Raw genomic sequence first — 23,881 nt, forward strand, 5'->3', positions numbered from 1 at the left:
CCCTGTCATTGGCCCGAGAGCAGCACCGGCTTGCCGATGGCGACCGACACCGCGTCCAGTCCCGTGCTGCCCTTGAGGTCGCGGATCTGGAACTGCTTGAGCTTGGTCAGGGCGAGCGCGGTGTCCGGGCGCGTGGCACTGGCCGTGGCGCAATTCGGATCCGGGTTGTTGGCCAGGCTGAACGACGAGAACGGGATCACGCGGGTGGCAGGCGTGCCGCTCAGGCCGGTCACCACGTACGACGGGAAGCACCCGTCATCGACCGCATCGGCCGACTGCAACATGATCACGAGCTGGCTGTTGCCGGTCGAGGCCAGGTTGATGCTCAGCGCAGGCCAGCCTGACACATCGCTGGTGGCGCTCAGGGGCAGCACCGCCACCGTGGCAGCCCACGATTCAGTGGCCGAGGTGCGACTGCCGGTGAGCGTGTAGGCCGTGCTGCTCTCGGCGAGCGCGTTCCCTGATGCGCCGGTGCCGTACTCGAAGGAGAACGCCCCGGTGATCGACAAGGCCGAGGTGGCCGGCGTGGCCGGCTTGGGCGCGAAGGCGATGCTTCCCAGATGGATGCCCACCGTCGCCGTGCCGGACGCGGGGAATGCCTCGTCCGACACCTCGAAGGCGCCGACGTTGGCCAGCGTCGCGGCCAGTCCCGGGTTGGTCGCGGTGGGCCCGCCGCAGAAGTCGGGCAGCTTGAAGTTGGCGTCCGTCAGTGCCAGCTCGTAGTTCGTCTGGGTGGATGTGACGGTCACGGTGGCAACCGGCACGCAACCGTTGGGTTGAACACCCACCGCCTTGATCTTGAACTTGAGCGTCTTGTTCGCGCCGGTGGATGCGAGGGAGAACTGCACCTTGGTCGCGCCGGACTGGATCTGGTTGCGATCCGCGTCGCGCAGCGGGATGTCGATGCCCACGCCGCCGTAGGTGCTGCCGTTGGCGTTGTTGAAGGTGCTGGTGACGTTCAGGATGTTGCTGCTGACGTTCAGTGTCGGCGTCGCGGGCACGTCGCCGGCCTTTTCGGCATAGGAGAACGCCGTGGCGGTCCGGCCCTGGTCGGTGCTGCCGTCAGCGGCGGTGAATGACGCCACGACCTGTCCATTGATGGTGATGGGCCCGGGCGGCGGCGGCGCCGGAGTGGGCGTTGGCGCAGGTCCAGGCGCAGGGGTGTAGCCGCCTCCGCCGCCGCAGGCTGCGACCAGCAGGAACAGGGACGAGACAGCAGCCAGACGGCAGGTGTTCAGCATTTTCATGAAACCTTCTTTTTGCGGTGACAGGGGGAAGAATGGGTCGACGATGGCTTGAGCTTTGGCGAGCTCAGGGGCCATAGAGAGCGTCTTTGAGGTCGGTCCGGAATGCGCCTGCGCCCGAGGGGTCGTAGACGCCGAAACCCGCGGCCAGCTCCCAGTACAACCAGCTCATGCCGCGGGCTTCGATCAGGTTGCGCATGGCGCGCGAGTAGCGCAGGCGTGCAGCGTCGTCGGCGGCCGAGAAGGCGCCAAACTCGCCCACGAAGACCGGGTAGCCGACCTTCAGGCTGTAGGCCTTGGCAACATCGAGCCCCGAAGCCATTTGCGCCAGCTGGTCCGCCTGGCAGCAGTCCACGCCGATGGGCAACACCGGGTTGATCCACGTCGCGCCCTGGTGGGTGAAGCTGAACGGCTCGTAGTTGTGGACCGTGAGCATCAGGTTGGCATCGTCGGGCAGCACGAGCTTGGACAGGTCCGAGGCGCTGTTCCAGCTGGTCGGACCGACGACGATGAGCCGTTGCGGGTTGTGCTGGCGAATGGCGCCGACAGCGCGGGCCATCAGGTCGTTCCAGCGGCCGGTCAGGTTGCCGTGCGGTTCGTTGTAGACCTCCAGGATCAACCGGTCGCTGCGGTCCTTGTAGTGCGCCGCGATCTGGCGCCACATGGCGAGGAAGCGCACTTCGACGACCGCATCGTCGACAGGACTCTCCTTCGCGTCCAGCGCGTCCCCGTCCAGCTGGCGGTAGTGATGCATGTTCAGCACCACGTAGACCCCCTTGGCCAGCAGGCGGTCCACCACACTGTCCACCCTCGCGAAGAAGGCCGGGTCGATCACGGCGGCGGCATCGGCGGAGGCATGGTTGCTCCATCGAACCGGCAGCCGCACGCTCGCGAAGGTGCCGCCGTCGAGGAGGTCGATGAAGCGCTGCTCCACCGTCAGGCCCCAATCGCCTTCATTCGGGGCCTCCAGCATGTTGCCGAAGTTGACGCCACGGCCGAGGGCCGCCGCAGCGGTGGTGGCCCGCACCGAAGCGCCAGGCGGGTGGCCCACGGCCACGGCCGGGTAGTCGGCCAGCGAGCTCGTGCTGGAGCTCGTGGCGCCTCCGGCGCCACCGCAGGCAGACAGTCCCATGCACAGCCAGGCCGCGATCGGCGCCAACCGTGCAATCGTTTGCATAGTGAGCGAAGACTTGCCTGCCAGGCAGTCTTCGGGTTCCCTCGGGTGTCTTCGAACGGGAAGACTGATCTCAAGGTCTTCCCATGAAAATTGGACTCCTCCCGGAGTTGGTCTGGCTCTGGTCATCGACTCGCCCTTTCTCGGTCCACATCCACACATGCTGCAATCGATTGCACACGTGGATGTTGCATACCGTTTCTAGAGGTGTCAACCAGTCGAAGTCCTAGCAGGGCCACACCGTGAACTACTGTGCAATCCGACGGGTTACTTCTGCAATTTCGAGGGCAGTTGCCGGGTCTTTGGCCTTCTCGCGGCCTGAACTTGTGCAAAACTTCACCGCTGACCTGCAGCGACACGTCGTCCTGCAATCGTTCTCATCTGTCGGCCAGGCCGCGCCCTTTCGGGTGACCATCACATGACCAGCCCCACCAAACGAAGGCCCCGTGCCCCGGCGAACCGCAGCGCCTCGGAGCAAAGTTCCACGCTGCAGGATGTCGCCCGCCTCGCTGGCGTGTCGGCCAGCACCGTGTCGCGCATCCTGAATGGCCACGTCGACTCGGCCAAACGCGATGCGGTCGAGGCGGCCATCAAGAAGCTGCGCTTCAAGCCCAACCTTGTGGCCAAGAGCCTGCGCAGCGGGGTCAGCATGGCCATTGGCGTGCTGGCCCAGGATTTCGACAGTCCCTACACCTCGCGTGCCGCCAAAGGGGTCGAAGACGAACTGATGAGCTGCGGCTACACGCCCATCCTGATCTCCGGGCACTGGGGCCGCGACAGCGACGAAGCCGAGCGCGTCCGACTGCTCATGTCACGCAAGATCGACGGCATCGTCATCATCGGTGGGCGGCTCAGCGATGAGCAACTGCTTGACCTCTCCGAGCAGCAGCCGATGGTGGTCATCGGCCGAAGCTGCCACGGGCCCCGGCTGCGCTCGCTGAGCATGGACCAGCGGCTGGGCGGCTACCTGGCCACCCGGCACCTGATCGAACTGGGACATCGGCGCATCGCCCACATCGCCGGACTGGAGGACTACCCCGATGCCATCGGCCGCATGCAGGGGTACATGGATGCGCACCGTGAGGCTGGCCTGTCAGTCGACCAGCGCCTCATCACGCGTGGCGACTTCAATGAGCCGGGCGGCGCGCGCGCGATGGAGAGCCTGCTCGAGACCGGCGTGGAATTCACGGCCGTCTTCGCAGCGAACGACCAGTCCTTGAACGGCGCCCGGCTGGTCCTGTTCAACCGCGGCATCGGGGTGCCCTCGCAGATCTCGCTGGTGGGCTTTGATGGCCTGCCATTCTCCGCCTACACGGTGCCGCCGACCACGACCGTCCGACAGCCGATCTACGAGATGGGCTGCACTGCGGGCCGGGAACTGCTGCGGCTGCTGGACGTCAATCAACTGAACGACACGCCCATCGGGCCCCTGGATCTGCAGTTGGTGGTGCGAGGCACCACGGCCCCGCCGGCCAAGTAGCCTATTGAGGCTGCCAAGGCTGCCGCATCGAGGCGGAGGTCAATCCGACTGAGCCCACGCAGCCAAGCCCGCCAGCACCACCGCCAATTCCGCACTCAAGTCCTGAAGCCGTGCAGGCACGGCCGCCGCATCGCCGGCAATGCAGGCCTGCTCCAGGGCCAGGGCGTGTTGACGCAGCGCCTTCATGCCCAGCGTGCCGGCCAGCGACTGCAGGTCATGCGCCATGCGGCGCGCACCCTCTGCCTCTGCCGAGGACCAGGTGGACTGGAAGCGGGGCTCAAAGTCGGCATAGGCCTGCAGGAACCGCTGCAGGCTCTTGCGCAGCAGCGCTTCATTGCCGCGCATGCGCTTGAGCGCCTCCACGCCGTCGAGGCCAGGCAGCGAATGCAAGCGGGGATCAACATCCGGCACCGCTTCCTTCGGGCGCGGCGATACCCAGCGCGCCAGCGTTTGGATCACCTCGTCGATGTCGATGGGCTTGGCGATGTGGTCGTTCATGCCCGCGGCCAGCGCCTGGTCACGGTCATCCAAGGTCGAGCTGGCTGTCATGGCGATCACGGGCAAGCTGTCCAGGCCCGGCAGCTTGCGCAATGCCCGCGTCGCGGCGAAGCCATCCATGACGGGCATCTGGCAGTCCATCAGCACGCCGTCGTAGCGACCGGCAGACAGCTTGTCCAGCGCCTCGCGTCCGTTCACGGCGGTATCGACATCGACACCTTCGCCTTGCAGCAGGTCCAGCGCGACCTCCCGGTTGATGTCGTCATCCTCCACCAGGAGCAGGCGTGCACCTTTGAGATTGGGACCAGGCTTCATGTCAGGTTTCCCTCGGCAACGTATGACTCCACCAGGGTCGAGATCGCCATGGACTGGCATTGCTCCGCGAGCTGCTCCAGCTGTTCGGCGAAGGGACGGTAGCGAGTGTCCAGGTTCTTCAGGTGGTCGGCTCGCTCTCGGATCGACCGCATGTTGCCGATGCGGGCCAGTTCGCGCAACACGGCCAATTCCTCGGGCGGCGGCGCCGGGTGGCGCTGGTCGTGGCAGTCGGCCGCCGGCAACCTGGCCTCATCGGCGTCAACGGCAGGAACTCCACGCATGAACGACGCGTCGGCACCAACCTCGGCCAAGGCGGCATCGACCTCGAACCACAAAGCGCTGCCCTCCCCGGGTTGACTGCGTGCGTGGATGTCGCCGCCCAGCAGTCGGACCAATCGCCGGCTGATCAACAGCCCGAGCCCGGCGCCGCCAGCACGCTCATTGGCCGCGCCCGGCGGCTCGAACGGCTGGAACAACCGGGCCAGTTGGGCGTCATCGAAGCCGATGCCACTGTCGCGCACTTCGAAACGCAATCGCACTGCCCTGCCGTCGTCCGGCAAGGCCGGCGGTACGGGGCTGACACCGAGCGTCACCTCTCCCCGAGCCGTGAACCTGACGGCATTGCCCAGCAGGTGGAACAGCACCTGGCGCAGCCGGTTCTCGTCGATTCGCACGGCCACCGGCAAGCCGGCCGCCACTTGCAGACTGAAGAACAGGCCTTTGTCCTCGGCCTGCACACGCACGACGTCCGACACCCGCTTCAGGAGCTCCGACAACCGCACCTCGATCGGTGTGAGCTCGATCGTGCCTGCGTCGATGCGCGCGAGTTCGACGACATCATTGATGAGCGCGAGCAGGCGCTGGCCACTCTCCGCGATGGTCTGCAAGCCGCGTTGCTGGCGCGGGGTCAGCGCAGTGTCACGCTGCAAGGCCTGCGCGTAGTACAGGATGCCGTTGAGCGGGGTGCGCAGCTCGTGGCTCATCCGTGCCAGGAAGGCGCCGGGCCGGCTTGTTGCCGGCTCGGCATGAGCGGGCGCAGGCTCCGGCGCATTGCCATGGCCAAGCTCTCGCTCATTGCCACGGCAGGCAGGCTGCGGCGCAAGTCGTTCCAGCTCGAGGTGGAGGCGCCGCACCTCGCCTTGCGACTGCTGCAGCGACTCACGGGCCGAACGCAGATCGCGGCGCAACCCCTGCAGGCGCCAAACCAACCCGATGACCGCGATGAGCAACAGTGCGGTCGTTGCCAACAGCGGCCACCAGATGTTCGCATTCATGGTGCGCAGGTGATACTCCGAAACCCGTCAGGCTGCAGTTGGGGTTACCACCTCCGCAGCAGGACTTGGTGTTCTCCCTGCGGCGGCACCCGTGCCTGAGGCAGGACAATTCCCGAGGGTGTTTCATTCTTTGTGCCCGGGCGAACGCCGCAGGAGGCTCATGAGAATCGATGTGCGCGCGGTCAGTCTCCACGCCAAGCTGATGCTGGCGCTCGCCGTGGTGGTGACCCTGATCGCAACCGTGTCGATCACGCTGTGGACCGACCAGGAGCGCGAGCGCCGCATGCTGGAGCTGGATGGGCGTGCCGGGCGGGTCGCCGACCTCTACAGCCGCTCGCTGGCCTCCACGATGTGGACGGTGGACTGGGGCGCCATCCAGGGGCAGCTGGATGCGCTGGCGCCCAACCCCGAAGTCGTGCGGTTCCGCGTCACGGCACCCCAGCACGGCGTCGTCTCCGAGGTGGTGAAGCAGCCGGACCCCGGGCCGTCCCGGACGGTCGTCTTCGTGCGTCCCATCGTCTATGCCCCCAAGGGCAGCCGGCCTCAGGAGGTGGGGCAGGTGGAGGTGGTGTTCACCCGCGCCATCGCCGAGCAGGGCATCCAGCGCACGCGCAACACCATCACCGCGCTGGTGGTGACGGTGATGGCCCTGTCGTACGTGGTGACCTTCCTGCTGTTCAGGCGCCTGGTGAGCCGGCCCATCGTCGAGATGGAGCAGATGGTGGACCGCATCTCCTCCGGCGACTTCGGCGCACGCTGCCGCGTGAGTTCGCAAGACGAGCTCGGACGCCTGGCCACACGGGTCAACGCCATGGCCGAGGCGTTGGAGGAATCCCACCGCCAACGCAAGCAGGCGCTCGAGGACCTGCGGCGCCACCACGACGAGCTCGAGCACGCCGTGCGCGAGCGCACGGCGCAGCTGGAAGACGCAAAGGAACGCGCCGAAGTCGCCAACCAGGCCAAGAGCGACTTCCTGGCCAACATGAGCCACGAGATCCGCACGCCGATGAACGCCATCCTCGGCATGTCTCACCTGGCCCTTCAAAGCGGCCTCACCACGAGGCAGCAGAACTTCGTGCAGAAGATCCACACCTCCGCGGAGTCGCTGCTGGGTGTCATCAACGACATCCTCGACTTCTCGAAGATCGAAGCCGGCAAGCTCGACATCGAACACGTGGACTTCGACCTGGCCGACGTGCTGGACAACCTGGCCAACGTGGTGGGCATGAAGGCCGAGGAAAAGGGCCTGGAATTGCTCTACGTCGAACCGCCGGACCTGCCTCAGGCGCTCGTGGGCGACCCGCTGCGGCTCAGCCAGGTGCTGCTGAACCTGTGCAACAACGCCGTGAAGTTCACGGACAAGGGCGAGGTGTCGCTGGCCGTCGACGTCGCCCGCTCGCACGACCATTCGATCGACCTGCGCTTCGAAGTGCGCGACACCGGCATCGGCATCGACGACGTGCAGCGCGAGCGGCTGTTCCAGGCCTTCGAACAGGCCGACACATCCACCAGCCGGCGCCATGGCGGCACGGGCCTGGGACTGGCCATCTGCCGGCAGCTGGTGCGGCTGATGGGCGGTGAGCTGGAACTTCAGAGCACACCGGGCCTTGGCAGCTGCTTCTACTTCACGGTGGGCTTCGCCCTGCAGCCCAAGGCACGCCGCACACCACTGCGCCACGAGGGCCTGCTGGGCAGCCGCGCGCTGGTGGTTGACGACAACCCGCAGGCGCGAGAGCTGCTCTCGGCCATGATCCAGTCGCTGGGCCTGCAGCCGGACACCGCGGATGACGGCGAGCAGGCGCTGCGCCGCATCGCCACGGCCGACGCCGCGGGCGCGCCCTACGACATCGTGATGCTGGACTGGAAGATGCCTCGCATGGACGGCATCGACTGCGCCAAACGCATCGCGGAAGAGGCCCGGCCGGGCCGGCGATCGCCCACGGTGCTGATGCTCACGGCCTTCTCTCGCGATGAAGTGCTGCGGCGCATCGAGGAACAAGGCGTGCAGATCGCCGCGCTGCTCACCAAGCCCGTCACGCCGTCGTCATTGTTCGACGCCTGCTGCAAGGCGCTGGGCCTGGCCTCGCTCGTCAGCACGCGCGCCGAGCGACGCAAGGGCACCCTCGAAGAGCATCAGTCCCGGCTGAAGGGCGCGCGCATCCTGCTGGTGGAAGACAACGAGATCAACCGGGAGGTCGCGCTGGACCTGCTGACCGACGAAGGCATCGTGGTCGAGACCGCCAACGATGGCCGGCAGGCGCTGGCGATGCTCGAGCGCGAACGCTTCGACGGCGTGCTGATGGATTGCCAGATGCCGGTGATGGACGGCTTTGCAGCCACGCGCGCATTGCGCGAGCGTGCGGCGCTGCGCGACCTGCCGGTGATCGCGATGACGGCCAATGCGATGGTCGGCGACAGGGAGCGCGCGCTTGCGGCCGGCATGAACGACCACATCGCCAAGCCCATCGACATCGACGACATGTTCGCCACGCTGGCGCGGTGGATCGCGCCAGGCGCTTGCGCGCCCGCGGCGGCGGCGGCGACCGCACCCCCCGGAGCATCGGCGCTGCACGCGCTGCCCGGCGTGGACACCGTGGCAGCGCTGGTGCGCATGCGCTCCAACGAGGCGCTGCTGGTCCGGACGCTGTTGCTCTTCCTGGACCGCCATCACGATTTCTCGGCGCGCTTTGCATCGGCCCGCTCGCAAGGCGATGACGCCAGGGCCCGCGAGATGGCGCAGGACCTTCATTCGGTGGCCGGCACTCTGGGCATGCGCGCCGTGCAGGAGGCTGCGCTGGCGCTGACCCAGGCCTGCACGGCCGGCGATGGCCCTGCGATCGAGGCGCGGCTGAAGGAACTGGCGACGCGGATGGATCCCGTGCTCCAAGGGTTGCGGTCCTGGGCCGAGACCCGGGCGGGATCCTCCGCATCAACGGGTTGATCGAAGGAACCGAAGATGTCCTCCCTCATTGCAAGCGCTCGCCCTTGTTCCACCGCCGTCAGCCCCGGCCGCCGGCGCTGGCTCATGGCCTGCGCCAGCGCGGGCCTGCTGGCGTCCGCGTTCGTCGCGCGCGCTCAGCCCACCCTGCGACTGGCACGCCTGGAAAACGTTCCCGACCAGGCCATCGGCGCGGAGATCCTCGTCGCCGTGTACCACCGCGCAGGCATTGGCGTGAGCTTCGTCGACCTGCCGGCCAAGCGCTCGCTGCTGGAGTCCAGCGAGGGCCGGGTGGATGGCGAAGTGCAGCGCATTCTCGCGGTGCAGGATCAGTATCCGACGCTGATCGCGGCGCACCCCAGCTTCAACTTCATCGAGCCCACGGCCTTCGTCACGGACGCCGAGGTCCACGTGGACGGCTGGGGCTCGATCTCCGGGCATTCGATCGGCATCGTCCGCGGCGTGGGATCTTCGGAGCGAGGGACCGCCGGCATGGACCGCGTGGAAGCCGTCGCGACCATGGAGCAACTGATGCAGTCACTCGCCGCACGGCGCTTCGAGGTGGCGGTGAACGATCGGTTCAGTGGCCTGCTGGTCGCGCGCCGCCTGAAGCTCGACCACGCCGTGCGGCCGCTGTCGCCCCCGCTGGAACGCATTCCCTTGCATCACTTCGTTCATGAGCGGCACCGCGAGCTGCTGCCGAAAATCGAGAAGGCGATTCGCGACATGCAGTCCAGCGGCGAACTGGAGAAGGTTCGGCAGCAGGCCATGGCCCGGCTGTTGAAGGATGCCGAACGCTGAAGCCTTGTGGAAGGTGGACTAGACCACTTTCCGGTACCGCTCGATCGAATCCGGCTTCATCTCGATGGAAAAGCCCGGCCGCCGCGGCGGCATGTAGGCCGCGTCGCGCACGACGCAGGGGTCGATGAAGTGCTCGTGCAGATGGTCCACGTACTCGATGACGCGGCCTTGCTTGCTGCCTGAGATGCACAGGTAGTCGATCATCGACAGGTGCTGCACGTACTCGCACAGGCCCACCCCGCCGGCGTGCGGGCAGACCTTGAGCCCATGCCTGGCCGCCATCAGCATCACGGCCAGCACCTCGTTGAGCCCGCCCAGGCGGCAGGCATCGATCTGCACGACGTCGATGGCGCCGCGCATGATCATCTGCTTGAAGACGATGCGGTTCTGGCACATCTCGCCGGTGGCCACCTGCATCCGCCCAGCCATCGCCTCGCGGATGCAGCGATGCCCTTCGACGTCGTCCGGGCTCGTCGGCTCCTCGATGAACCAGGGCTTGGCGAAGGCCAGGTGCTGCAGCCATTCGATGGCCTGGTCCACCTCCCACACCTGGTTGGCATCGATCATCAGCTGGCGGTCCGGCCCGAGCACCTCGCGTGCAATGCGCAGGCGGCGGATGTCGTCCTGCAGGTCGCGGCCGACCTTGAGCTTGATGTGGCCGAAGCCGCTGTCGACGGCCTCCTGCGCCAGGTGACGCAGCTTCGCGTCGTCGTAGCCCAGCCAGCCTGCCGAGGTGGTGTAGCACGGGTAGCCGTGCGCCAGCAGCTCGGTCCGGCGCTGCGCCTGCGTGGGCGCAAGCTGGCTCAGCATCGCCAGCGCCTCCTGCGGCGTGATGCAGTCGGTGATGTAGCGGAAGTCCACCAGCCTCACGATCTCTTGCGGGCTCATGTCCGCCACCAGTTGCCACACTGGCTTGCCGGCTGCCTTGGCCCACAGGTCCCAGGCCGCGTTCACGACCGCGCCGGTGGCCAGGTGCATGGCGCCCTTGTCGGGACCGATCCAGCGCAGCTGGCTGTCGGAGGTCACATGCCGCCAGAAGCGGCCCATGTCCTCGGCGATCCACTCCAGCTCCAGCCCCACCACCAGGTGCTCCATCGCACGGATCGCTGCACAGCAGACCTCGTTGCCTCGGCCGATGGTGAAGGTGAGGCCGTGGCCTTCGAGGCCGGGCTGGTCCGTCTCCAGCACGACGTACGCGGCGGAGTAGTCCGGATCGGGATTCATGGCGTCCGAGCCGTCGAGGAACTGCGAGGTCGGAAAGCGCACGTCCTCGACACGCAGCGAACAGATTTTCGTCATGTCATGCCTGTACGGTCCGCTGCCGCTGCTCGCCCAGCCCGTGGATGCCCAGGCGCACCGCCTGGCCGGCCACCAGGTACTTGGGCGGTTTCTGCCCCAGCCCCACGCCGGGCGGCGTGCCGGTGGCGATGATGTCGCCCGGCTGCAGGCTCATGAAGCGGCTGAGGTAGCTCACCAGCTGCCGCACGCCGAACACCATGGTGCGGGTGTTGCCATCCTGGTAGCGGTGGCCATCGACCTCCAGCCACAAGTCGAGCTGCTGCGGGTCGGGCACTTCGTCGGCGGTGACCAGCCAGGGGCCGATCGGGCCGAAGGTGTCGCAGCCCTTGCCCTTGTCCCACTGGCCGCCGCCTCGCTCGAGCTGGATCTCGCGCTCGGATACGTCGTGGACGACGCAGTAGCCGGCGACGTGGTCCATCGCGTCGGCTTCGTCGATGTAGCGTCCACCGGTGCCGATCACCACGCCCAGCTCCACCTCCCAATCGGTGCGCGTGGAACCGCGCGGAATCTCGACATCGTCGTTGGGCCCGCAGATCGCGCTGGTCCACTTGCCGAAGACCACCGGCTCCCTGGGCACGGGCATGTTGGACTCGGCCGCATGGTCGGCATAGTTCAGGCCGATGCAGATGAACTTGCCCGTGCGGCCCACGCAGGGGCCCAGCCGCAGGTCCTGCTGCGGCGTGCCGTCGACCAGCGGCAGGGATGCCGGGTCGATGCCGCGCAAGCGTGCGAGGCCCGGCGTCGTGAGCACCTCGCCGGCAATGTCGGGCACGACGGCCGACAGATCGCGCACGCGGCCTTGCGCATCGAGCAGGCCGGGCTTTTCCTGGCCCCGGGGGCCGTAGCGAAGCAGCTTCAAGAATCGTGTCCTTTCACTCGGAAGTTCAGATGGTGACCCCGCCATCGACCAGCACCGCCTGGCCGGTGACGAAACGCGACTCGTCGCTCAGCAGGTACACCACCATCGGCGAGATGTCGTCGACGGTGGCCAGGCGGCCCATCGGCTGGCGGGCGATGAAGTTCTTCTCGGCCTGCACCGGATCGGGCGCATTGGCGATTCGCTGGCGCAGCGACGGCGTGTCGACCGTGCCGGGGCACAAGGCGTTGCAGCGGATGCCACGGGCAACGAAGTCGGCCGCGATGGACTTGGTGAGGCCGATCACCGCCGCCTTGGTCACGCCGTACACGAAGCGGTTGGGAAAGCCCTTGATGGACGACGCCATCGAGGCCATGTTGAGAATCGCCGGCGACGCCCCTTGCGCCGCCTTGTCCAGCATGCCGGGCAGGAAGGCTCGGGTTGTGCGGTACATGCTCTTGACGTTGAGTTCCAGGCTGAAGTCCCACGCCGCCTCGTCGCAATCGAGCACGCTGCCCTCGTGCACGAAGCCCGCGCAGTTGAACAGCCCGTCCAACGGCGGCAGCACGCGTGCGCAGGCCTCCACGGCAGAGGGGTCGCGCACGTCGAGCGTGCTCGTCAGCATGCCGGGGGCCTCGGTGGCCAGCCTATCGAGCAGGTCGGCACGCACGTCCGTGGCGATCACGCGCGCGCCCTCTCGCAGGCAGGCGATGGCGCTGGCGCGGCCGATGCCCTGGCCGGCGGCAGTGATCAGGAGGGTCTTGCCTTTCAGGCGCATGGGAACTCCTTGCGAAACTTTGGAAGCGCGATGCGCGTCATGACAGGGCGCGGTCCAGGTGCACGTAGCCGCCGTCGGGATGCAGCCATTGCCCGGTCGTGTGTGACGAGCGGTCCGACAACAGGAACACCACCTGGTCGGCGATTTCCTCGCCGGTGGTCATGCGATGGCCCAGGGGAATCCGCCAGCGGATGTCGGCAAGCGCCGCCTCCGGGTCGGGACGCGAGGAGATCCAGCGCCGGTACATCGGCGTCATCACCTCCGCCGGCAGCACCGCGTTGACGCGAACGCCCTGCCCGGCCAGCGCAGCGGCCCATTCGCGCGTCAACCCCAGCAGCCCGGCTTTCGACGCCACGTAGCCGCTGGTGCCGCCCTGGCCGGTGAGCGCGGTCTTGGAGGCGATGTTCACGATGGCGCCCTGCCGCGAGGTCAACTGCTGCAGGCACAGGTGGGCCATGAGGTAGCAGTGCACAAGGTTTGCCTCCAGCGAGCGCCGGAAGGCCTCGCAGCCGGCTTCCAGGCCCACGCCGTCGTTGCTGCCGGCGTTGTTCACCAACCCGTCGATCGCGTTGAAGCGGGCCACGGTCTGCGCCACCGCGTCGCGGCACGCGGCCTCGTCGGTCATCTCCACCTGGAAGAAGGCGAAACGCGGCTGCAATGCACGCAGTTCCTGCTCGAACGCCGGGTCCAGCGCGTGCCGGTCGAACACCACGGGAACGGCCTCCTCGCGGGCCAGCTGCCGGCAGATCGCCGCGCCGATGCCGGCGCCGCCGCCGGTCACGATGATCACCTTGTCCTTGAGATGCAGGTCCATTGAGCGCTCATTCCATGTTCATCCGGCGAAGGCCGGGCCCTCGTCCAATTCTTGCCGCGTGGGCAGGCCATCGCTGTCGCCGGGGAACTGCACGACGCGCGCACCGATGCGGTTGCCCCGCATCGCCGCATCGGGCAGGGACAGGCCTTCGAGCAGGCCGCTGATCACACCCACCGCGAAGCCGTCTCCGGCACCCACGGTGTCCACCACGCGAGCGACAGGCAGGCCTGGCACGAACTCGCGGGTGCCATCTTTGCTGGCGCACCAGGCGCCTTGCGCGCCCAGCTTCAGCGCCACCTGCGAAGCCCCACGTTCCAGGTAGTGCTTGGCGATCGCCTCGGCGTCTTGCAGGCCCATCAGGCGGCGCCCTTCGTCGATGCCGGGAAGCACGAGATCGCACAAGGCGGCCAGTTCGTTGATGGTGGCCGTCATCTCGTCCTGGCCGGCCCACAGCCGCGGGCGCAGGTTGGGGTCGAACGACACAGTGATGCGGTGACTGCGCGCCCAATGCACGGTCGCGAAGACCAGCTCACGGCATCCTGCCGAGAGCGCGGGCGAGATGCCCGTCAAGTGCAGGTGCCGGGCCCGCACCGGTGCGAGCCGTGCCAGGTCGTCCAGGCCCATGCCGCTGGCGGCGGAGCCCCGGCGGTGGTATTCGATCTGCGGATCGCTGCCGTCCGTGGTCCGGCCCTTCAGCATGAAGCCGGTGCGCTGCCCTTCGCAGGCCTGCACCAGCGCGGTCTCGATGCCCTCGGCCAGCATGGTGTCGAGCAGGAAGCGGCCGAAGCTGTCGGCCCCCAGGCGGCTGAGGTAGCCCACGCGCAAGCCCAGGCGCGCCAGGCCGATGGCCACGTTGAGCTCCGCGCCGGCGCTGTAGCGGCCGAAGCGGCGGGCCTGGGCGAGGGGCCCCGGTTCCTCGGCGGCGAAGAGCACCATCGCCTCGCCGAGGGTGAGCACGTCCAGCTGCAGCGGCACGCTCACATCACCGCCCCCAGCTGCCAGGGCACGAACTCGTTGTCGCCCAGGCCATGCTGCTCGCTGAGCGTGGGCTGGCCCGATGCCGCCGCCAGCATCAGCCGGTAGATGCGCTCGCCCGCCTGGGCCACGTCCATCGTGCCGTCGACGATCTCGCCGGCGTTGAAGTCCATGTCCATGCTCATGCGCTTGTACATCGCGGTGTTGGTGGCGAGCTTCAGCGAAGGCACGGGCTTGCAGCCGTAGGTGGATCCGCGGCCGGTGGTGAAGCAGATGAGGTTCGCACCGCCGGCCACCTGGCCGGTGGCGGACACCGGGTCGTAGCCGGGCGTGTCCATGAACACCAGGCCCTGGCTGCGCACGGGCTGCGCGTACTCGACCACGTCCACCAGCGTGCTGCCGCCGCCCTTGGCCACTGCGCCCAGCGATTTCTCGAGGATGGTGGTGATGCCGCCCGCCTTGTTGCCCGGCGAGGGGTTGTTGTTCATCTCGGCGCCGTTGCGCGCGGCATAGGACTCCCACCATTGCAGCCGCGACATCAACCGCTGCGCCACCTCGGGCGATGCGACACGTGCGATCAACAGGTGCTCGGCGCCGTGGATCTCCGGCGTCTCCGACAGGATGGCCGTGCCGCCATCACGCACGAGGAGGTCCACCGCAGCGCCCAGGGCCGGGTTCGCGCTGATGCCTGAGTAGCCGTCGGAGCCGCCGCATTGCAAGCCGACCACGAGATGGGACACCGGCAATCTCGTGCGCCGCGCCTGTGCCGCCGGTGCAGCCAACTCGCGAACCAGCGCCTGCCCGCGCTCGATGGCCTCGCGCGTGCCGCCGGCGTCCTGGATCGTCAGCGTGCGGATGTGCTCGCGTGCCGCCGCATCCAAGCCCTGGACCAGCCCGTCGACCTGGTTCACCTCGCAGCCCAGTCCGACCACGAGCACCGCGGCAAAGTTCGGGTGGGCCGCATAGCCACGCAACGTCCGCCGCAGGAGTTCGAGACCCTCGCCTTCGCACATTCCGCAGCCGCTGCCGTGCGTGATCGCCACGACGCCGTCCACACCGGGCAGCGTGGCAAGCGCGGGGCCGCTGAAGGCCTGCGCGATCGCCTTGCAGACCGTGGCCGAACAGTTCACCGAGGAGATCACGCCGATGTAGTTGCGCGTCCCGGCACGGCCGTCGGAGCGCAGGTAGCCGTCGAAGGTGGCAGGCTCGTCGGCCGCGATGTGCGTGGTGGTTTCTCCGGCTGGGGCACGCGGCGGCATGGACTGCCCCATTCCCAGGTTGTGCACATGCACGTGCTCGCCGGCTTGGATGTCGGCAGTGGCCACGCCGATGACTTGCCCGTACTTCAGAACGACCTCGCCCTGCGGGATCGGACGCAATGCGATCTTGTGCCCTGCGTCGATGGCGGACTGCGTGCGAAGCGTCCTGCCATCGGGCAGCACGACTTCAGCGCCTGGCGAGAGCGCGGCACGGGCCACCGCGACGTTGTCGCTCGGGTTGAGCACGATCAGCGCGTGCATGGGCAGGCGATCAGTCGACATGGAACACGCACTCCATGGCCGCCCAATGCTCACCCGCGGCTCGGCTCGGCAGGGGCCGCTGGCACGGGCTGCAGAAGGTCCACCAGCGGCGGGTTTCGGGGTCGGCGGCGATCGCGGCCATGTCCGCCTCGTAGTCGCTGCCGTGGTACTCCCAATAGCCGAACAGCAGGTTCTCCGGCTCGCGCAGGAAGATGCTGTAGTTGCGGATGTGCGACTCGGCCAGCCGCGCCAGCACGGCCGGCCACACGGCCGCGTGCAGCCGCTTGTATTCGGCGATGTGCTCCGGCTCGATGCCGATCACCATGCCCATGCGTTGCATCGAATGCTCCTTGTTCAGTGCGTCAGCATCGCGGCCCGAAGGCGCGGCTGAATCAGGTCCGGCACGTGCAGGTGCGCCAGGTCGACCAGCGGTTGAATGCGGCGCGCCTTCTTCTGATCGTGGTTCTGCGCGATGTCGGCCAGGCGATGCGCGAGGAACGGATTGAGCAGCCGGTCGCGCAAACCGGCGAGGTAGCGGCGGGCGTCCTCGCCCTCGCCCATCGCGTCGAACACCGGCATCACCTCCTGCTGCCAGGCTTGTTCGAGCGGCTCGCGCAGCGCAGGCTCGTGCATCGCCTGGACGACCGTCATGTCCGCCGCGAGTGCCCTCTTCATCCACAAGTCGGCCAGCAAGGTGTGGCCAAGGTTGAGCAGGAAGAGCTTGAGCCGTTCAAAACGCCCGAGGTCGGAGGTCACCACGATGGCCGGATGCAGGCAAGGCAATGTCAGTCCCGGCTGGGCTTCGATGGCCCACAAGGCGTAGGGCTCCGCCACCGCGCCGACGGGCTCCAGCGCCTCCGACACGATGCGGTCCACCAGCGAGTTCGCCCAGGTGACCTGCGTTGCCAACCAGTCGATGAAGGCGGGCGCGCAGCGCCACTCGCGCGCCAGCTGCACCACGATCTCGCGCAGCTGGTCGCCGTTGCGCGACACCAGCTCGCAAGGCAGCAGCGTCAGCCCGCCACCGGGTTGGGCGAGCCAGCGGTCGCGCAGCAACACCAGCAGCTTGGCGGGAAAGGACAGCGGGGCCGCTGCCGCATCGTCCAGCAGCGCCGCATGATCAGCCGCCGAAAGTATCCAACCGCTGTCGCCGGTGTTGGACACGATCACCTGCACCGGGCCGCGGACGCGTTTGCGCACGGCCTGCCAATCGCTGCTGGCATGAAAGGCTTCCCGCACCGAGCGGCATGTGCGGCGCGTCTCCACTTGCTGTCCTTGGGCCAGGCCCCGCACGATCACCTCGAAGCCCTCGGCCCGCGCCAAGGCCTGCGTTCGCTTCGTGCTGGCCGGGTTGCCGGTGGTCTGGACCACCGTGATGCCGCCCAGGGCCTCGCCGTGCTCGGCAGCCTCGCTGACGAAGAGATCGACATGCGCCTGCAGGAAGCGGCTGGTACCGAATTGCAGGATGGGGTGGCCAGCAATCTTCATTGCTTCGATCAGCACTCGACGATGGCCTTGATCACGCCCTCGGCCGGATCCAGCAGCTGCTGGAAGCGAGCCGGCACCTCCGACAGCGCGAGGCGGTGCGTGGCCAGCGCAGCGTCGGGCACGAGGCCGGCCTTCATCGCCTGCATCACCGTCTCGAAGTCCTCGGTGGTGGCGTTGCGGCTGCTCAGCAGCGTCGTCTCGCGGCGGTGGAATTCGGGGTCGGAGAAGCGGATGTCGCCCTGCACGATGGACACCAGCACGTAGCGGCCGCCGTGGGCGACGAGGCGGAAGCCGCGCTCCATCGCCTGGGCGTTGCCGGTGGCGTCGAACACCACGTCGAAGAACTCGCCGTCGCTGAGCCGCGCCAGCTCGGCCTCGTCGCCCTCGCCCAGCGGGACTGCCGCCGCCACACCCACGTGCCGGAGTGCGAAGTCCAGCCGCGGCTGACGGCCATCGATGGCGATCACCGTCGCGCCGCGCAGCTTGGCGAAGATCATGGCCGCCAGGCCGATCGGTCCCGCGCCCACCACCAGCACCCGCTGCCCGACGGCCACCTCGCCGCGGCGAACCGCGTGTGCGCCGATGGCGAGGAACTCGAGCATCGCGGCCTGGTCCAGCGAGATGCCGTCAGCCTTGCCGACGAAGCGCTGCGGCACGCAGAGGTATTCGGTGAAGGCGCCGTCGCGGTGCACGCCCAGCACCTGGATGTTCACGCAGCAGTTGGTCTTGCCCTGGCGGCAGGCGACGCATCGGCCGCACGACAGGTAGGGCATGACATAGACGGACTCTCCCGGCACGAAGCCGCTGTCGGCATCGGCCTCTTCCACCACGCCCGACAGCTCGTGTCCCATGACGCGCGGGTAGGCCAGGTAAGGCTGGTGGCCCGTGAAGATGTGCAAGTCGGTGCCGCACACGCCGACCCGCTTCACGCGCAACAACACTTCCCCGGGCGCGCGCTCAGGCCGCGGGCGCTCCAGCGCCTGCAGGTTTCTCGGTGATTCACAAATGACGGTCAGCATGGGTTTCAGTGGTGGTCAGACAGGACGCGGATGGCCGGCGCTAGAGCGCGGCGCGCAGCCCGTACAGGCGCATGGCATTGGCGCCGAAAAGATCCGCCCTGTCGGCGTCGGACATCGCCGGATCGATGGTGGCGAACAGGGCCTGGCTCATTTCCAGCCACGCTTGGTAGTCGCCCGCCAGGCGCAGCACCGGCCAGTCGCTGCCCCACAGCAGGCGCCGTGGCCCGAACAAGTCCCACAAGGCCTGCACATAGGGGCGCAGCGCCTGCGCACTGCGTCGCGGGCCGGCTTCGGTGAGCAGGCCCGAGACCTTGCAGGACACATGAGGCAGCGCCGCCAGTGCAGCCATGCGGCTGCGCCAGGGCTCCAGCTCGCCCGTCGCAATGGGCGGCTTGGCGCCGTGGTCGATCACGATCCGCAGCTCGCGGTGGCGAGCCGCAAACCCATGAAGCGCTTCAAGGTGGCGCGTCAGCACCAGTGCATCGAAGACCAGGCCGTGCTGCGCCATCGCGCGGGCGCCGGCATCGACGGCGGCATCGGCGATCCAGCCGTCGTCCCGCAGATCCTGCAGCATCGGCCGCAGCCCCTTGAGCTTCGAGCGCGTGGCCAGGGCGGCGATGCGTTCGGGCGCATCGGGCGCCTTCAGGTCCACCCAGCCCACGACGCCCCAGACGAAGCGGTGCTGGTCGGCCAGGTCCAGCAGCCACCGGGTGTCGTTCTCGCTGGGCAGCGACTGCACCAGCACCGTCCCGTCGATGCCGGCGTGCTGACGCAAGGGCTCCAGGTCGGCCGGCAGGAAGTCGCGGTGAATGGCCGCCAGCTCGGCCGGGGGCCATTGGCCCTGCCGGTCGGCCAGGCACCAGAAGTGCTGGTGGGCGTCGACGCGCAGCGAAGTTGACATCGGGCGTGGTCCAGGGCTCAGTAGAGGACGTTCTTCGCCTCCGGCGAATCGATGTTCTTCTTGGTGACCATGACCACGCCGGTGTCGCGGAACTTCGGCACCTTCTTGCCCTGGATCACTTCAACGGCGGTCTTCACGCCGAGGCTGCCCATCTGGTAGGCGCTTTGCACCGCGATCGCCTCGATGGTGCCGTCCTTGACGAAGCCCTGGAGGTCACCGTTGCCGTCGAAGCCGATGGCCGCGACCTTGCCCGCCTTGCCGGCCTGGACCAGCGCGCGGCCCATGCCGATGGCGGTAGGCTCATTGGCGCCGAAGATGCCCTTGAGGTCGGCGTTGGCGGCGAGCACGTCGGTGGTCTGGTTCAAGGCCGTGCCCATCTGCGAGTTCGAGTAGAACGGGCCGACGACCTGCAGCTTGGAATGCTTCTCGATGTACTTTCGGAAGCCGCCCACGCGGCCGATCTCGGAGCCCGAGCCCGCCGTGTACGACATGATCGCGATCTTGCCGGTGGTGCCCACCTTGGCGATCAGTGCCTGCGCGCACAGCTCGCCGGCCTTCTCGTTGTCGGTCGCGAGGAAGGACTGGTAGTAGCTCTCGCCCGACTTGCTGGCCGCTGAGTCGATGAGGATCACCGGGATCTTCGCTTCCCAGGCCTTCTTCATCGCGGGGATGAGTGCATCGGGGTCGGAGGGTGCGAGCACGATCGCCGCCACCTTGCGGTTGACCGCGTTCTCCACCAGCGCGACCTGGCCCGCCAGGTCGGTGTCCGACGCCGCGCCCTGGAAGCTTGCGGTGTAGCCCTTGAGCCCACCCACGCCATCGTTGGCGCCCTTCTTGACGTTCTGCCAGAAGTCGGAGTTCGCGGTCTTCACGATGACGGCGATCTCCTTGTCGGCGGCCATGGCCGGGCTGACGGACGCTGCCGCCAGCAACAGGGTCGATGCGAACCACGTGGTCAGAAGCTTTTTCATGTCTCGAATCCTCTTGGTGAAGACACTTGTCTCTCAGTCCCGGTCATCCCGCCGGGGAGGTTCATCGCCGATGACGCATCTGGTCGATCCACACCGTGAGGAGGATCACCAGGCCGATGATGATTTGCTGAACGAAGGCGGACACGCCACCCATGTTCAGGCCGTTGCGCAGGATGCCGATGACGAAGGCGCCGATGAGCGTGCCGGAGATGCTGCCCACGCCGCCCGACAGCGAGGTGCCGCCGATCACGGCCGCGGCGATCGCATCGAGTTCGTACATCAGCCCCTCGCTGGGCTGGGCGGTGACCAGGCGCGACATCAGCACGCAACCGGTGAGGCCGGCGAGCGCACCCGACAGCACATAGGCGAACAAGGTGACGCCGCTCACTTCCACGCCGGACAACCGCGCCGCCTCCGAGTTGGAACCCACCGCGTACAGGTGCCGTCCCAGCCGCGTGCGGTTGAGCAGCACCGCGACAGCGATCGCCAGCACGACCATCAGCAGCACGGGGTACGGGATGCCCGGGAACAGCACGTCCGGAAAGCCATCGTCGCCCACTTTCGCGACTCGCCACAGCGAGCCGTTGCCCAGCTCGGCAAAGCCTTCTCCCAGGCCGCCGATGGCCTTGGCGTCGGTGATCTGCAGCGCCACGCCGCGAGCGACCAGCATCATCCCCAAGGTCGCGATGAACGGCGGCAGCTTGAGCCAGGTGACGCACAGGCCGTTGATCGCCCCGCACAGCGCGCCCACCAGCAGGCCGGCGAACATGCTGGCCCACACCGGCATGCCCGCCCTCACCAGCAAGGCGGCCGCCACGCCCGACAGCGCCAGCACCGCCCCCACCGACAGGTCGATGCCGCCGGTGATGATCACGCAGGTTGCGCCGATGCCGAGGTAAGCAATGGACGTGACCTGCAACGCCACCGTCATGCCGTTGCCGAGCGAGAAGAACGCCGGGCTGACAGCAGAGAACACGGCCGTCAGCACCAGCAGGCTCGCGAGCGCGGCGAATTTCTGGAAGAGGTCTTTCTGGCGATCGGTCATGGAGAGACGGCAGTCTGTTCGTGGGAAGCGGAGCCGGCAGCGCCCGCGCCGTTGCGCCCGGAGGCGAAATGCATGATTTCTTCCTGGCTGGTCTCGCCGGTCTGCAGCACACGCATCAGGCGCCCCTCGTGGAAGACCGCCACACGGTCCGTGAGTCCCAGGATCTCGGGCAGCTCGGAGCTGATCAGCACCACGCCGATGCCTTGCGCGGCGAGCTGGTCCATCAATTGGTAGATGGCGTACTTGGCCCCCACGTCGATGCCGCGCGTGGGCTCGTCGAAGAAGATCACGCGGGCCTCGCGGAACAGCCACTTCGCGATGACGACCTTCTGCTGGTTGCCGCCGGACAGGAACCTGGCGATCTGCTGCGGGCCGAATGCACGAATGCCCAGGGTGTCGATGAACCGCCTGGCGGTGGCTGCTTCCTTGTCGAAGCGGATGAAACCGCCGCGCCCGCACACCGCATCCATGTTGGCCAGCGTGATGTTCTGCGCCACCGTCATGCCGATGGCCAGGCCCTGCGCCTTGCGGTCTTCCGACAGGTAGGCAATGCCGTGGGCGATGGCATCCCTGGGCGAGCGGATCGCGAGCTCGCGGCCGTACAGCGACACGCTGCCGCCGTCGACCGGGTCGGCACCGAACACCGCGCGCGCCAGCTCCGTGCGGCCCGCGCCGATGAGTCCGGCAAAGCCGAGCACCTCGCCTCGCCGCAGGTCGAAGCTCACCGGGCCGAACACATCCTTGATCTGCAGGTCGCGCACCGCCAGCAGCACCTCGCTGGTCGGCACGCGATGCCGCGGCGGAAACTTCTCGTCCATCGAGCGCCCCACCATCAGCGACACGATCTCGTCGACCGAGGTCTCCGCGAAGTCCATCGTGCGGATGTGAAATCCATCGCGCAGCACCGTGACCCGGTCGACGATGCCTGCCATCTCGTCCAGCCGATGCGAGATGTAGACGATGCCCACGCCGGCCCGCTTCAATTCGTGGATGACCTTGAAGAGCTGGCCCGTCTCCGCCTCGGTCAGCGAGGAGGTGGGCTCATCCATGATGACCACCTTCGCATTCATCGACAGTGCCTTGGCGATCTCCACCATCTGCTGCTGCGCGACCGACAGGCCGCGCACGGGAAGCTGGCCGTCGATCGCCACGCCCAGGCGCGCCAGGCAGCGCTGGGCATCGGCGTGCAGGCGCTTGCGGTCGATGAACCAGCCCCGCCTGGGCTCGCGGGCGAGGAAGATGTTCTCAGCCACCGACAGGTGTGGGATCAGGTTCAGTTCCTGGTGGATCATGACCACGCCATGCGCTTCGGCCACACGTGGTGAGGCAAAGACTTGGCGGTGTCCTTCGAAGGCGATCGTGCCGGCGTCGGGCTGGTAGACGCCGCTCATGATCTTCATCAGCGTCGACTTGCCTGCGCCGTTCTCGCCGCACACCGCATGCACCTCCCCGCCTCGCACGTCGAAGTCGACCTGGTCGAGGGCCGTGACCCCGGCAAACGTCTTGCGGATGCCCGCCAGCCGCAGCAAAGGCGCTGCCACGGGGTCGGGTTGTGAAGCTGAAAGCATCGGTCGCAAGCTTGCTGGAATTGGTAAGACCAATATACCAAGCATCCCCATTGTGGTCTTACCATGCAAACCCGAATACCCTGTTCCAATGAATTGGTCAGACCGAAAATCGCACAGCATCCAGGCCGAGGTATCCTCGGGCCCATTCATTGGACTGACCACATTTTCACCTTTGGCGGACAACATCCATGGCGTCGACTTCGAAGTCCGGCGATTCCCGGCGGCCCTACCAGCAGGTCGCCGACCAGATCCGGACCGTCATCGAGCAAAGCGGCTTTGTGCCCGGATCGCGGCTGCCGCCCGAGCGCGAACTGGCCTTGCAGCTGGGCGTGTCCAGGCCGTCGCTGCGCGAAGCCTTGATCGCTCTGGAGATCGAGGGACGCGTGGAGATCCGGATGAGCTCGGGCGTCTACGTGTGTGCCGCGCCAGAGCAGGCCAGCGACGACGTGCAGGCGCTCGGAGAAAGCCCCATCGAACTGATGCAGGCCCGTGCGGTGCTCGAAGGGTCCGTGGTGTCACTGGCTGCAGCGCGGGCCACGAGGCAGGGGGTTGAACGCGTCAGGTCCTGCCTGGAGGCCATGCGACAGGAGGTGCAGCGCGGCCAGTCCCCTGTGGATGCGGACCGCCGCTTTCACGTGGCGATCGCGGAATTGACCGGCAACTCCCTCCTCGCTCGGCTGGTCGGCGACCTCTTCGACGGCCGGCATGGTGCCATCTCGTCGCGCATGTCGCGCCACTCGGAGACGGCGCGAACCTGGGAATCGGCCTTGCAGGAACACGAACGGATCTGCCAGGCCCTGGAGTCACGCGACCCTCAGGAGGCCACGGCAGCGATGCTGTCGCACCTGAAGGCGTCGCGCGCACGCTGGATCGACGAGTCCTCCGCAGGAGGCGAAGACGGGCACGGCTGACACGCAGTGATC

The 23,881-nt window shown here is 67.6% G+C and carries 21 protein-coding genes; 4 read left to right on the forward strand and 17 right to left on the reverse strand.

Features of this window, described 5'->3' with window-relative positions; all coding sequences use genetic code 11:
* Positions 1 to 5: 5 nt before the first annotated feature.
* The gene (locus DZC73_RS29890) at positions 6 to 1,247 is read right to left on the reverse strand and encodes a hypothetical protein (RefSeq protein ID WP_124539778.1); all 1,242 of its coding nucleotides are present in this window, start codon (positions 1,245 to 1,247) and stop codon (positions 6 to 8) included.
* A 64-nt stretch (positions 1,248 to 1,311) separates the two neighbouring features.
* Positions 1,312 to 2,403: a glycoside hydrolase family 5 protein gene (locus tag DZC73_RS08370; RefSeq protein WP_161974500.1), complete on the reverse strand. Its 1,092-nt coding sequence runs from the start codon at positions 2,401 to 2,403 to the stop codon at positions 1,312 to 1,314.
* Between the two features lie 433 nt (positions 2,404 to 2,836).
* On the opposite strand from DZC73_RS08370, the gene DZC73_RS08375 reads away from it, so the two are divergent.
* Positions 2,837 to 3,898 carry a substrate-binding domain-containing protein gene (locus DZC73_RS08375; protein WP_124539780.1) on the forward strand — a complete coding sequence of 354 codons (1,062 nt, stop codon included), beginning with the start codon at positions 2,837 to 2,839 and terminating at the stop codon, positions 3,896 to 3,898.
* A gap of 39 nt (positions 3,899 to 3,937) precedes the next feature.
* Here DZC73_RS08375 and DZC73_RS08380 read toward each other — a convergent pair whose 3' ends face one another.
* Both DZC73_RS08380 and DZC73_RS08385 read right to left on the reverse strand, forming a co-directional pair.
* Positions 3,938 to 4,711 (reverse strand): Hpt domain-containing response regulator, encoded by a 774-nt coding sequence (locus tag DZC73_RS08380; protein ID WP_161974501.1) that lies wholly within the window; start codon positions 4,709 to 4,711, stop codon positions 3,938 to 3,940.
* Positions 4,708 to 5,985 carry a sensor histidine kinase gene (locus tag DZC73_RS08385; protein WP_124539782.1) on the reverse strand — a complete coding sequence of 426 codons (1,278 nt, stop codon included), beginning with the start codon at positions 5,983 to 5,985 and terminating at the stop codon, positions 4,708 to 4,710. Before DZC73_RS08385 ends, DZC73_RS08380 begins: the two co-directional genes overlap by 4 nt.
* 160 nt (positions 5,986 to 6,145) lie before the next feature.
* Between DZC73_RS08385 and DZC73_RS08390 the strand changes: the two genes are divergently transcribed.
* Together DZC73_RS08390 and DZC73_RS08395 are read left to right on the forward strand one after the other, a co-directional pair.
* Complete coding sequence (locus DZC73_RS08390) at positions 6,146 to 8,926, forward strand: response regulator (protein ID WP_124539783.1); 2,781 nt, start codon at positions 6,146 to 6,148, stop codon at positions 8,924 to 8,926.
* Between the two features lie 15 nt (positions 8,927 to 8,941).
* On the forward strand, positions 8,942 to 9,724 hold the full coding sequence (locus DZC73_RS08395; protein ID WP_198414806.1) for a substrate-binding periplasmic protein: 783 nt from the start codon (positions 8,942 to 8,944) through the stop codon (positions 9,722 to 9,724).
* Positions 9,725 to 9,742: 18 nt separating this feature from the next.
* Here the strand turns inward: DZC73_RS08395 and DZC73_RS08400 are convergent, their stop codons facing one another.
* From DZC73_RS08400 to DZC73_RS08460, 13 genes are all read right to left on the reverse strand, one after another.
* Positions 9,743 to 11,023, reverse strand: a complete 1,281-nt coding sequence (locus tag DZC73_RS08400; RefSeq protein ID WP_124539784.1) for an L-fuconate dehydratase — start codon at positions 11,021 to 11,023, stop codon at positions 9,743 to 9,745.
* 1 nt (position 11,024) lies between these two features.
* Complete coding sequence (locus tag DZC73_RS08405) at positions 11,025 to 11,882, reverse strand: ureidoglycolate lyase (protein WP_124539785.1); 858 nt, start codon at positions 11,880 to 11,882, stop codon at positions 11,025 to 11,027.
* A gap of 25 nt (positions 11,883 to 11,907) precedes the next feature.
* Positions 11,908 to 12,657: an SDR family oxidoreductase gene (locus tag DZC73_RS08410; protein WP_124539786.1), complete on the reverse strand. Its 750-nt coding sequence runs from the start codon at positions 12,655 to 12,657 to the stop codon at positions 11,908 to 11,910.
* 37 nt (positions 12,658 to 12,694) lie between these two features.
* Entirely contained in the window at positions 12,695 to 13,471 is a 777-nt protein-coding gene (locus DZC73_RS08415) for an L-fucose dehydrogenase (protein ID WP_124539787.1), read from the reverse strand.
* Positions 13,472 to 13,489: 18 nt separating this feature from the next.
* On the reverse strand, positions 13,490 to 14,446 hold the full coding sequence (locus tag DZC73_RS08420) for a sugar kinase (RefSeq protein ID WP_124539788.1): 957 nt from the start codon (positions 14,444 to 14,446) through the stop codon (positions 13,490 to 13,492).
* Between the two features lie 2 nt (positions 14,447 to 14,448).
* On the reverse strand, positions 14,449 to 15,987 hold the full coding sequence (locus DZC73_RS08425; RefSeq protein WP_124539789.1) for a UxaA family hydrolase: 1,539 nt from the start codon (positions 15,985 to 15,987) through the stop codon (positions 14,449 to 14,451).
* Positions 15,977 to 16,306, reverse strand: coding sequence for an L-rhamnose mutarotase (locus tag DZC73_RS08430; protein ID WP_124539790.1), 330 nt, complete (start codon positions 16,304 to 16,306; stop codon positions 15,977 to 15,979). The genes DZC73_RS08425 and DZC73_RS08430 overlap by 11 nt, the downstream gene beginning before the upstream one ends.
* A 14-nt stretch (positions 16,307 to 16,320) precedes the next feature.
* Positions 16,321 to 17,454 (reverse strand): mannitol dehydrogenase family protein, encoded by a 1,134-nt coding sequence (locus DZC73_RS08435; protein WP_124539791.1) that lies wholly within the window; start codon positions 17,452 to 17,454, stop codon positions 16,321 to 16,323.
* Between the two features lie 8 nt (positions 17,455 to 17,462).
* Complete coding sequence (locus DZC73_RS08440; RefSeq protein ID WP_124539792.1) at positions 17,463 to 18,473, reverse strand: zinc-binding alcohol dehydrogenase family protein; 1,011 nt, start codon at positions 18,471 to 18,473, stop codon at positions 17,463 to 17,465.
* A gap of 40 nt (positions 18,474 to 18,513) precedes the next feature.
* Entirely contained in the window at positions 18,514 to 19,374 is an 861-nt protein-coding gene (locus DZC73_RS08445; protein WP_198414807.1) for an amidohydrolase family protein, read from the reverse strand.
* A 17-nt stretch (positions 19,375 to 19,391) separates the two neighbouring features.
* A complete protein-coding gene (locus DZC73_RS08450) occupies positions 19,392 to 20,345 on the reverse strand; it encodes an ABC transporter substrate-binding protein (protein ID WP_124539793.1) in 954 nt (317 codons plus the stop codon).
* Positions 20,346 to 20,406: 61 nt separating this feature from the next.
* Positions 20,407 to 21,390: an ABC transporter permease gene (locus DZC73_RS08455; RefSeq protein ID WP_124539794.1), complete on the reverse strand. Its 984-nt coding sequence runs from the start codon at positions 21,388 to 21,390 to the stop codon at positions 20,407 to 20,409.
* Positions 21,387 to 22,958 (reverse strand): sugar ABC transporter ATP-binding protein, encoded by a 1,572-nt coding sequence (locus DZC73_RS08460; RefSeq protein WP_124539795.1) that lies wholly within the window; start codon positions 22,956 to 22,958, stop codon positions 21,387 to 21,389. The genes DZC73_RS08455 and DZC73_RS08460 overlap by 4 nt, the downstream gene beginning before the upstream one ends.
* A 188-nt stretch (positions 22,959 to 23,146) precedes the next feature.
* On the opposite strand from DZC73_RS08460, the gene DZC73_RS08465 reads away from it, so the two are divergent.
* Entirely contained in the window at positions 23,147 to 23,869 is a 723-nt protein-coding gene (locus DZC73_RS08465; protein WP_124539796.1) for a FadR/GntR family transcriptional regulator, read from the forward strand.
* Positions 23,870 to 23,881: the final 12 nt, after the last annotated feature.

The organism is Rhizobacter terrae, from assembly GCF_003852895.1.
Lineage (GTDB): Bacteria > Pseudomonadota > Gammaproteobacteria > Burkholderiales > Burkholderiaceae_C > Albitalea > Albitalea terrae.

Excerpts from the sequence above, each read along its gene's own strand:
- DZC73_RS08410 (WP_124539786.1), bottom strand. The coding sequence starts at position 12,657 with ATGCGCCTGAAAGGCAAGACCCTCCTGATCACTGCCGCCGGCCAGGGC.
- DZC73_RS08445 (WP_198414807.1), bottom strand. The coding sequence starts at position 19,374 with ATGTCAACTTCGCTGCGCGTCGACGCCCACCAGCACTTCTGGTGCCTG.
- DZC73_RS08435 (WP_124539791.1), bottom strand. The coding sequence starts at position 17,454 with ATGAAGATTGCTGGCCACCCCATCCTGCAATTCGGTACCAGCCGCTTC.
- DZC73_RS08455 (WP_124539794.1), bottom strand. The coding sequence starts at position 21,390 with ATGACCGATCGCCAGAAAGACCTCTTCCAGAAATTCGCCGCGCTCGCG.
- DZC73_RS08440 (WP_124539792.1), bottom strand. The coding sequence starts at position 18,473 with ATGCTGACCGTCATTTGTGAATCACCGAGAAACCTGCAGGCGCTGGAG.
- DZC73_RS08415 (WP_124539787.1), bottom strand. The coding sequence starts at position 13,471 with ATGGACCTGCATCTCAAGGACAAGGTGATCATCGTGACCGGCGGCGGC.
- DZC73_RS29890 (WP_124539778.1), bottom strand. The coding sequence starts at position 1,247 with ATGAAAATGCTGAACACCTGCCGTCTGGCTGCTGTCTCGTCCCTGTTC.
- DZC73_RS08400 (WP_124539784.1), bottom strand. The coding sequence starts at position 11,023 with ATGACGAAAATCTGTTCGCTGCGTGTCGAGGACGTGCGCTTTCCGACC.
- DZC73_RS08425 (WP_124539789.1), bottom strand. The coding sequence starts at position 15,987 with ATGTCGACTGATCGCCTGCCCATGCACGCGCTGATCGTGCTCAACCCG.
- DZC73_RS08385 (WP_124539782.1), bottom strand. The coding sequence starts at position 5,985 with ATGAATGCGAACATCTGGTGGCCGCTGTTGGCAACGACCGCACTGTTG.
- DZC73_RS08390 (WP_124539783.1), top strand. The coding sequence starts at position 6,146 with ATGAGAATCGATGTGCGCGCGGTCAGTCTCCACGCCAAGCTGATGCTG.
- DZC73_RS08430 (WP_124539790.1), bottom strand. The coding sequence starts at position 16,306 with ATGCAACGCATGGGCATGGTGATCGGCATCGAGCCGGAGCACATCGCC.
- DZC73_RS08450 (WP_124539793.1), bottom strand. The coding sequence starts at position 20,345 with ATGAAAAAGCTTCTGACCACGTGGTTCGCATCGACCCTGTTGCTGGCG.
- DZC73_RS08465 (WP_124539796.1), top strand. The coding sequence starts at position 23,147 with ATGGCGTCGACTTCGAAGTCCGGCGATTCCCGGCGGCCCTACCAGCAG.
- DZC73_RS08375 (WP_124539780.1), top strand. The coding sequence starts at position 2,837 with ATGACCAGCCCCACCAAACGAAGGCCCCGTGCCCCGGCGAACCGCAGC.
- DZC73_RS08380 (WP_161974501.1), bottom strand. The coding sequence starts at position 4,711 with ATGAAGCCTGGTCCCAATCTCAAAGGTGCACGCCTGCTCCTGGTGGAG.
- DZC73_RS08460 (WP_124539795.1), bottom strand. The coding sequence starts at position 22,958 with ATGCTTTCAGCTTCACAACCCGACCCCGTGGCAGCGCCTTTGCTGCGG.
- DZC73_RS08395 (WP_198414806.1), top strand. The coding sequence starts at position 8,942 with ATGTCCTCCCTCATTGCAAGCGCTCGCCCTTGTTCCACCGCCGTCAGC.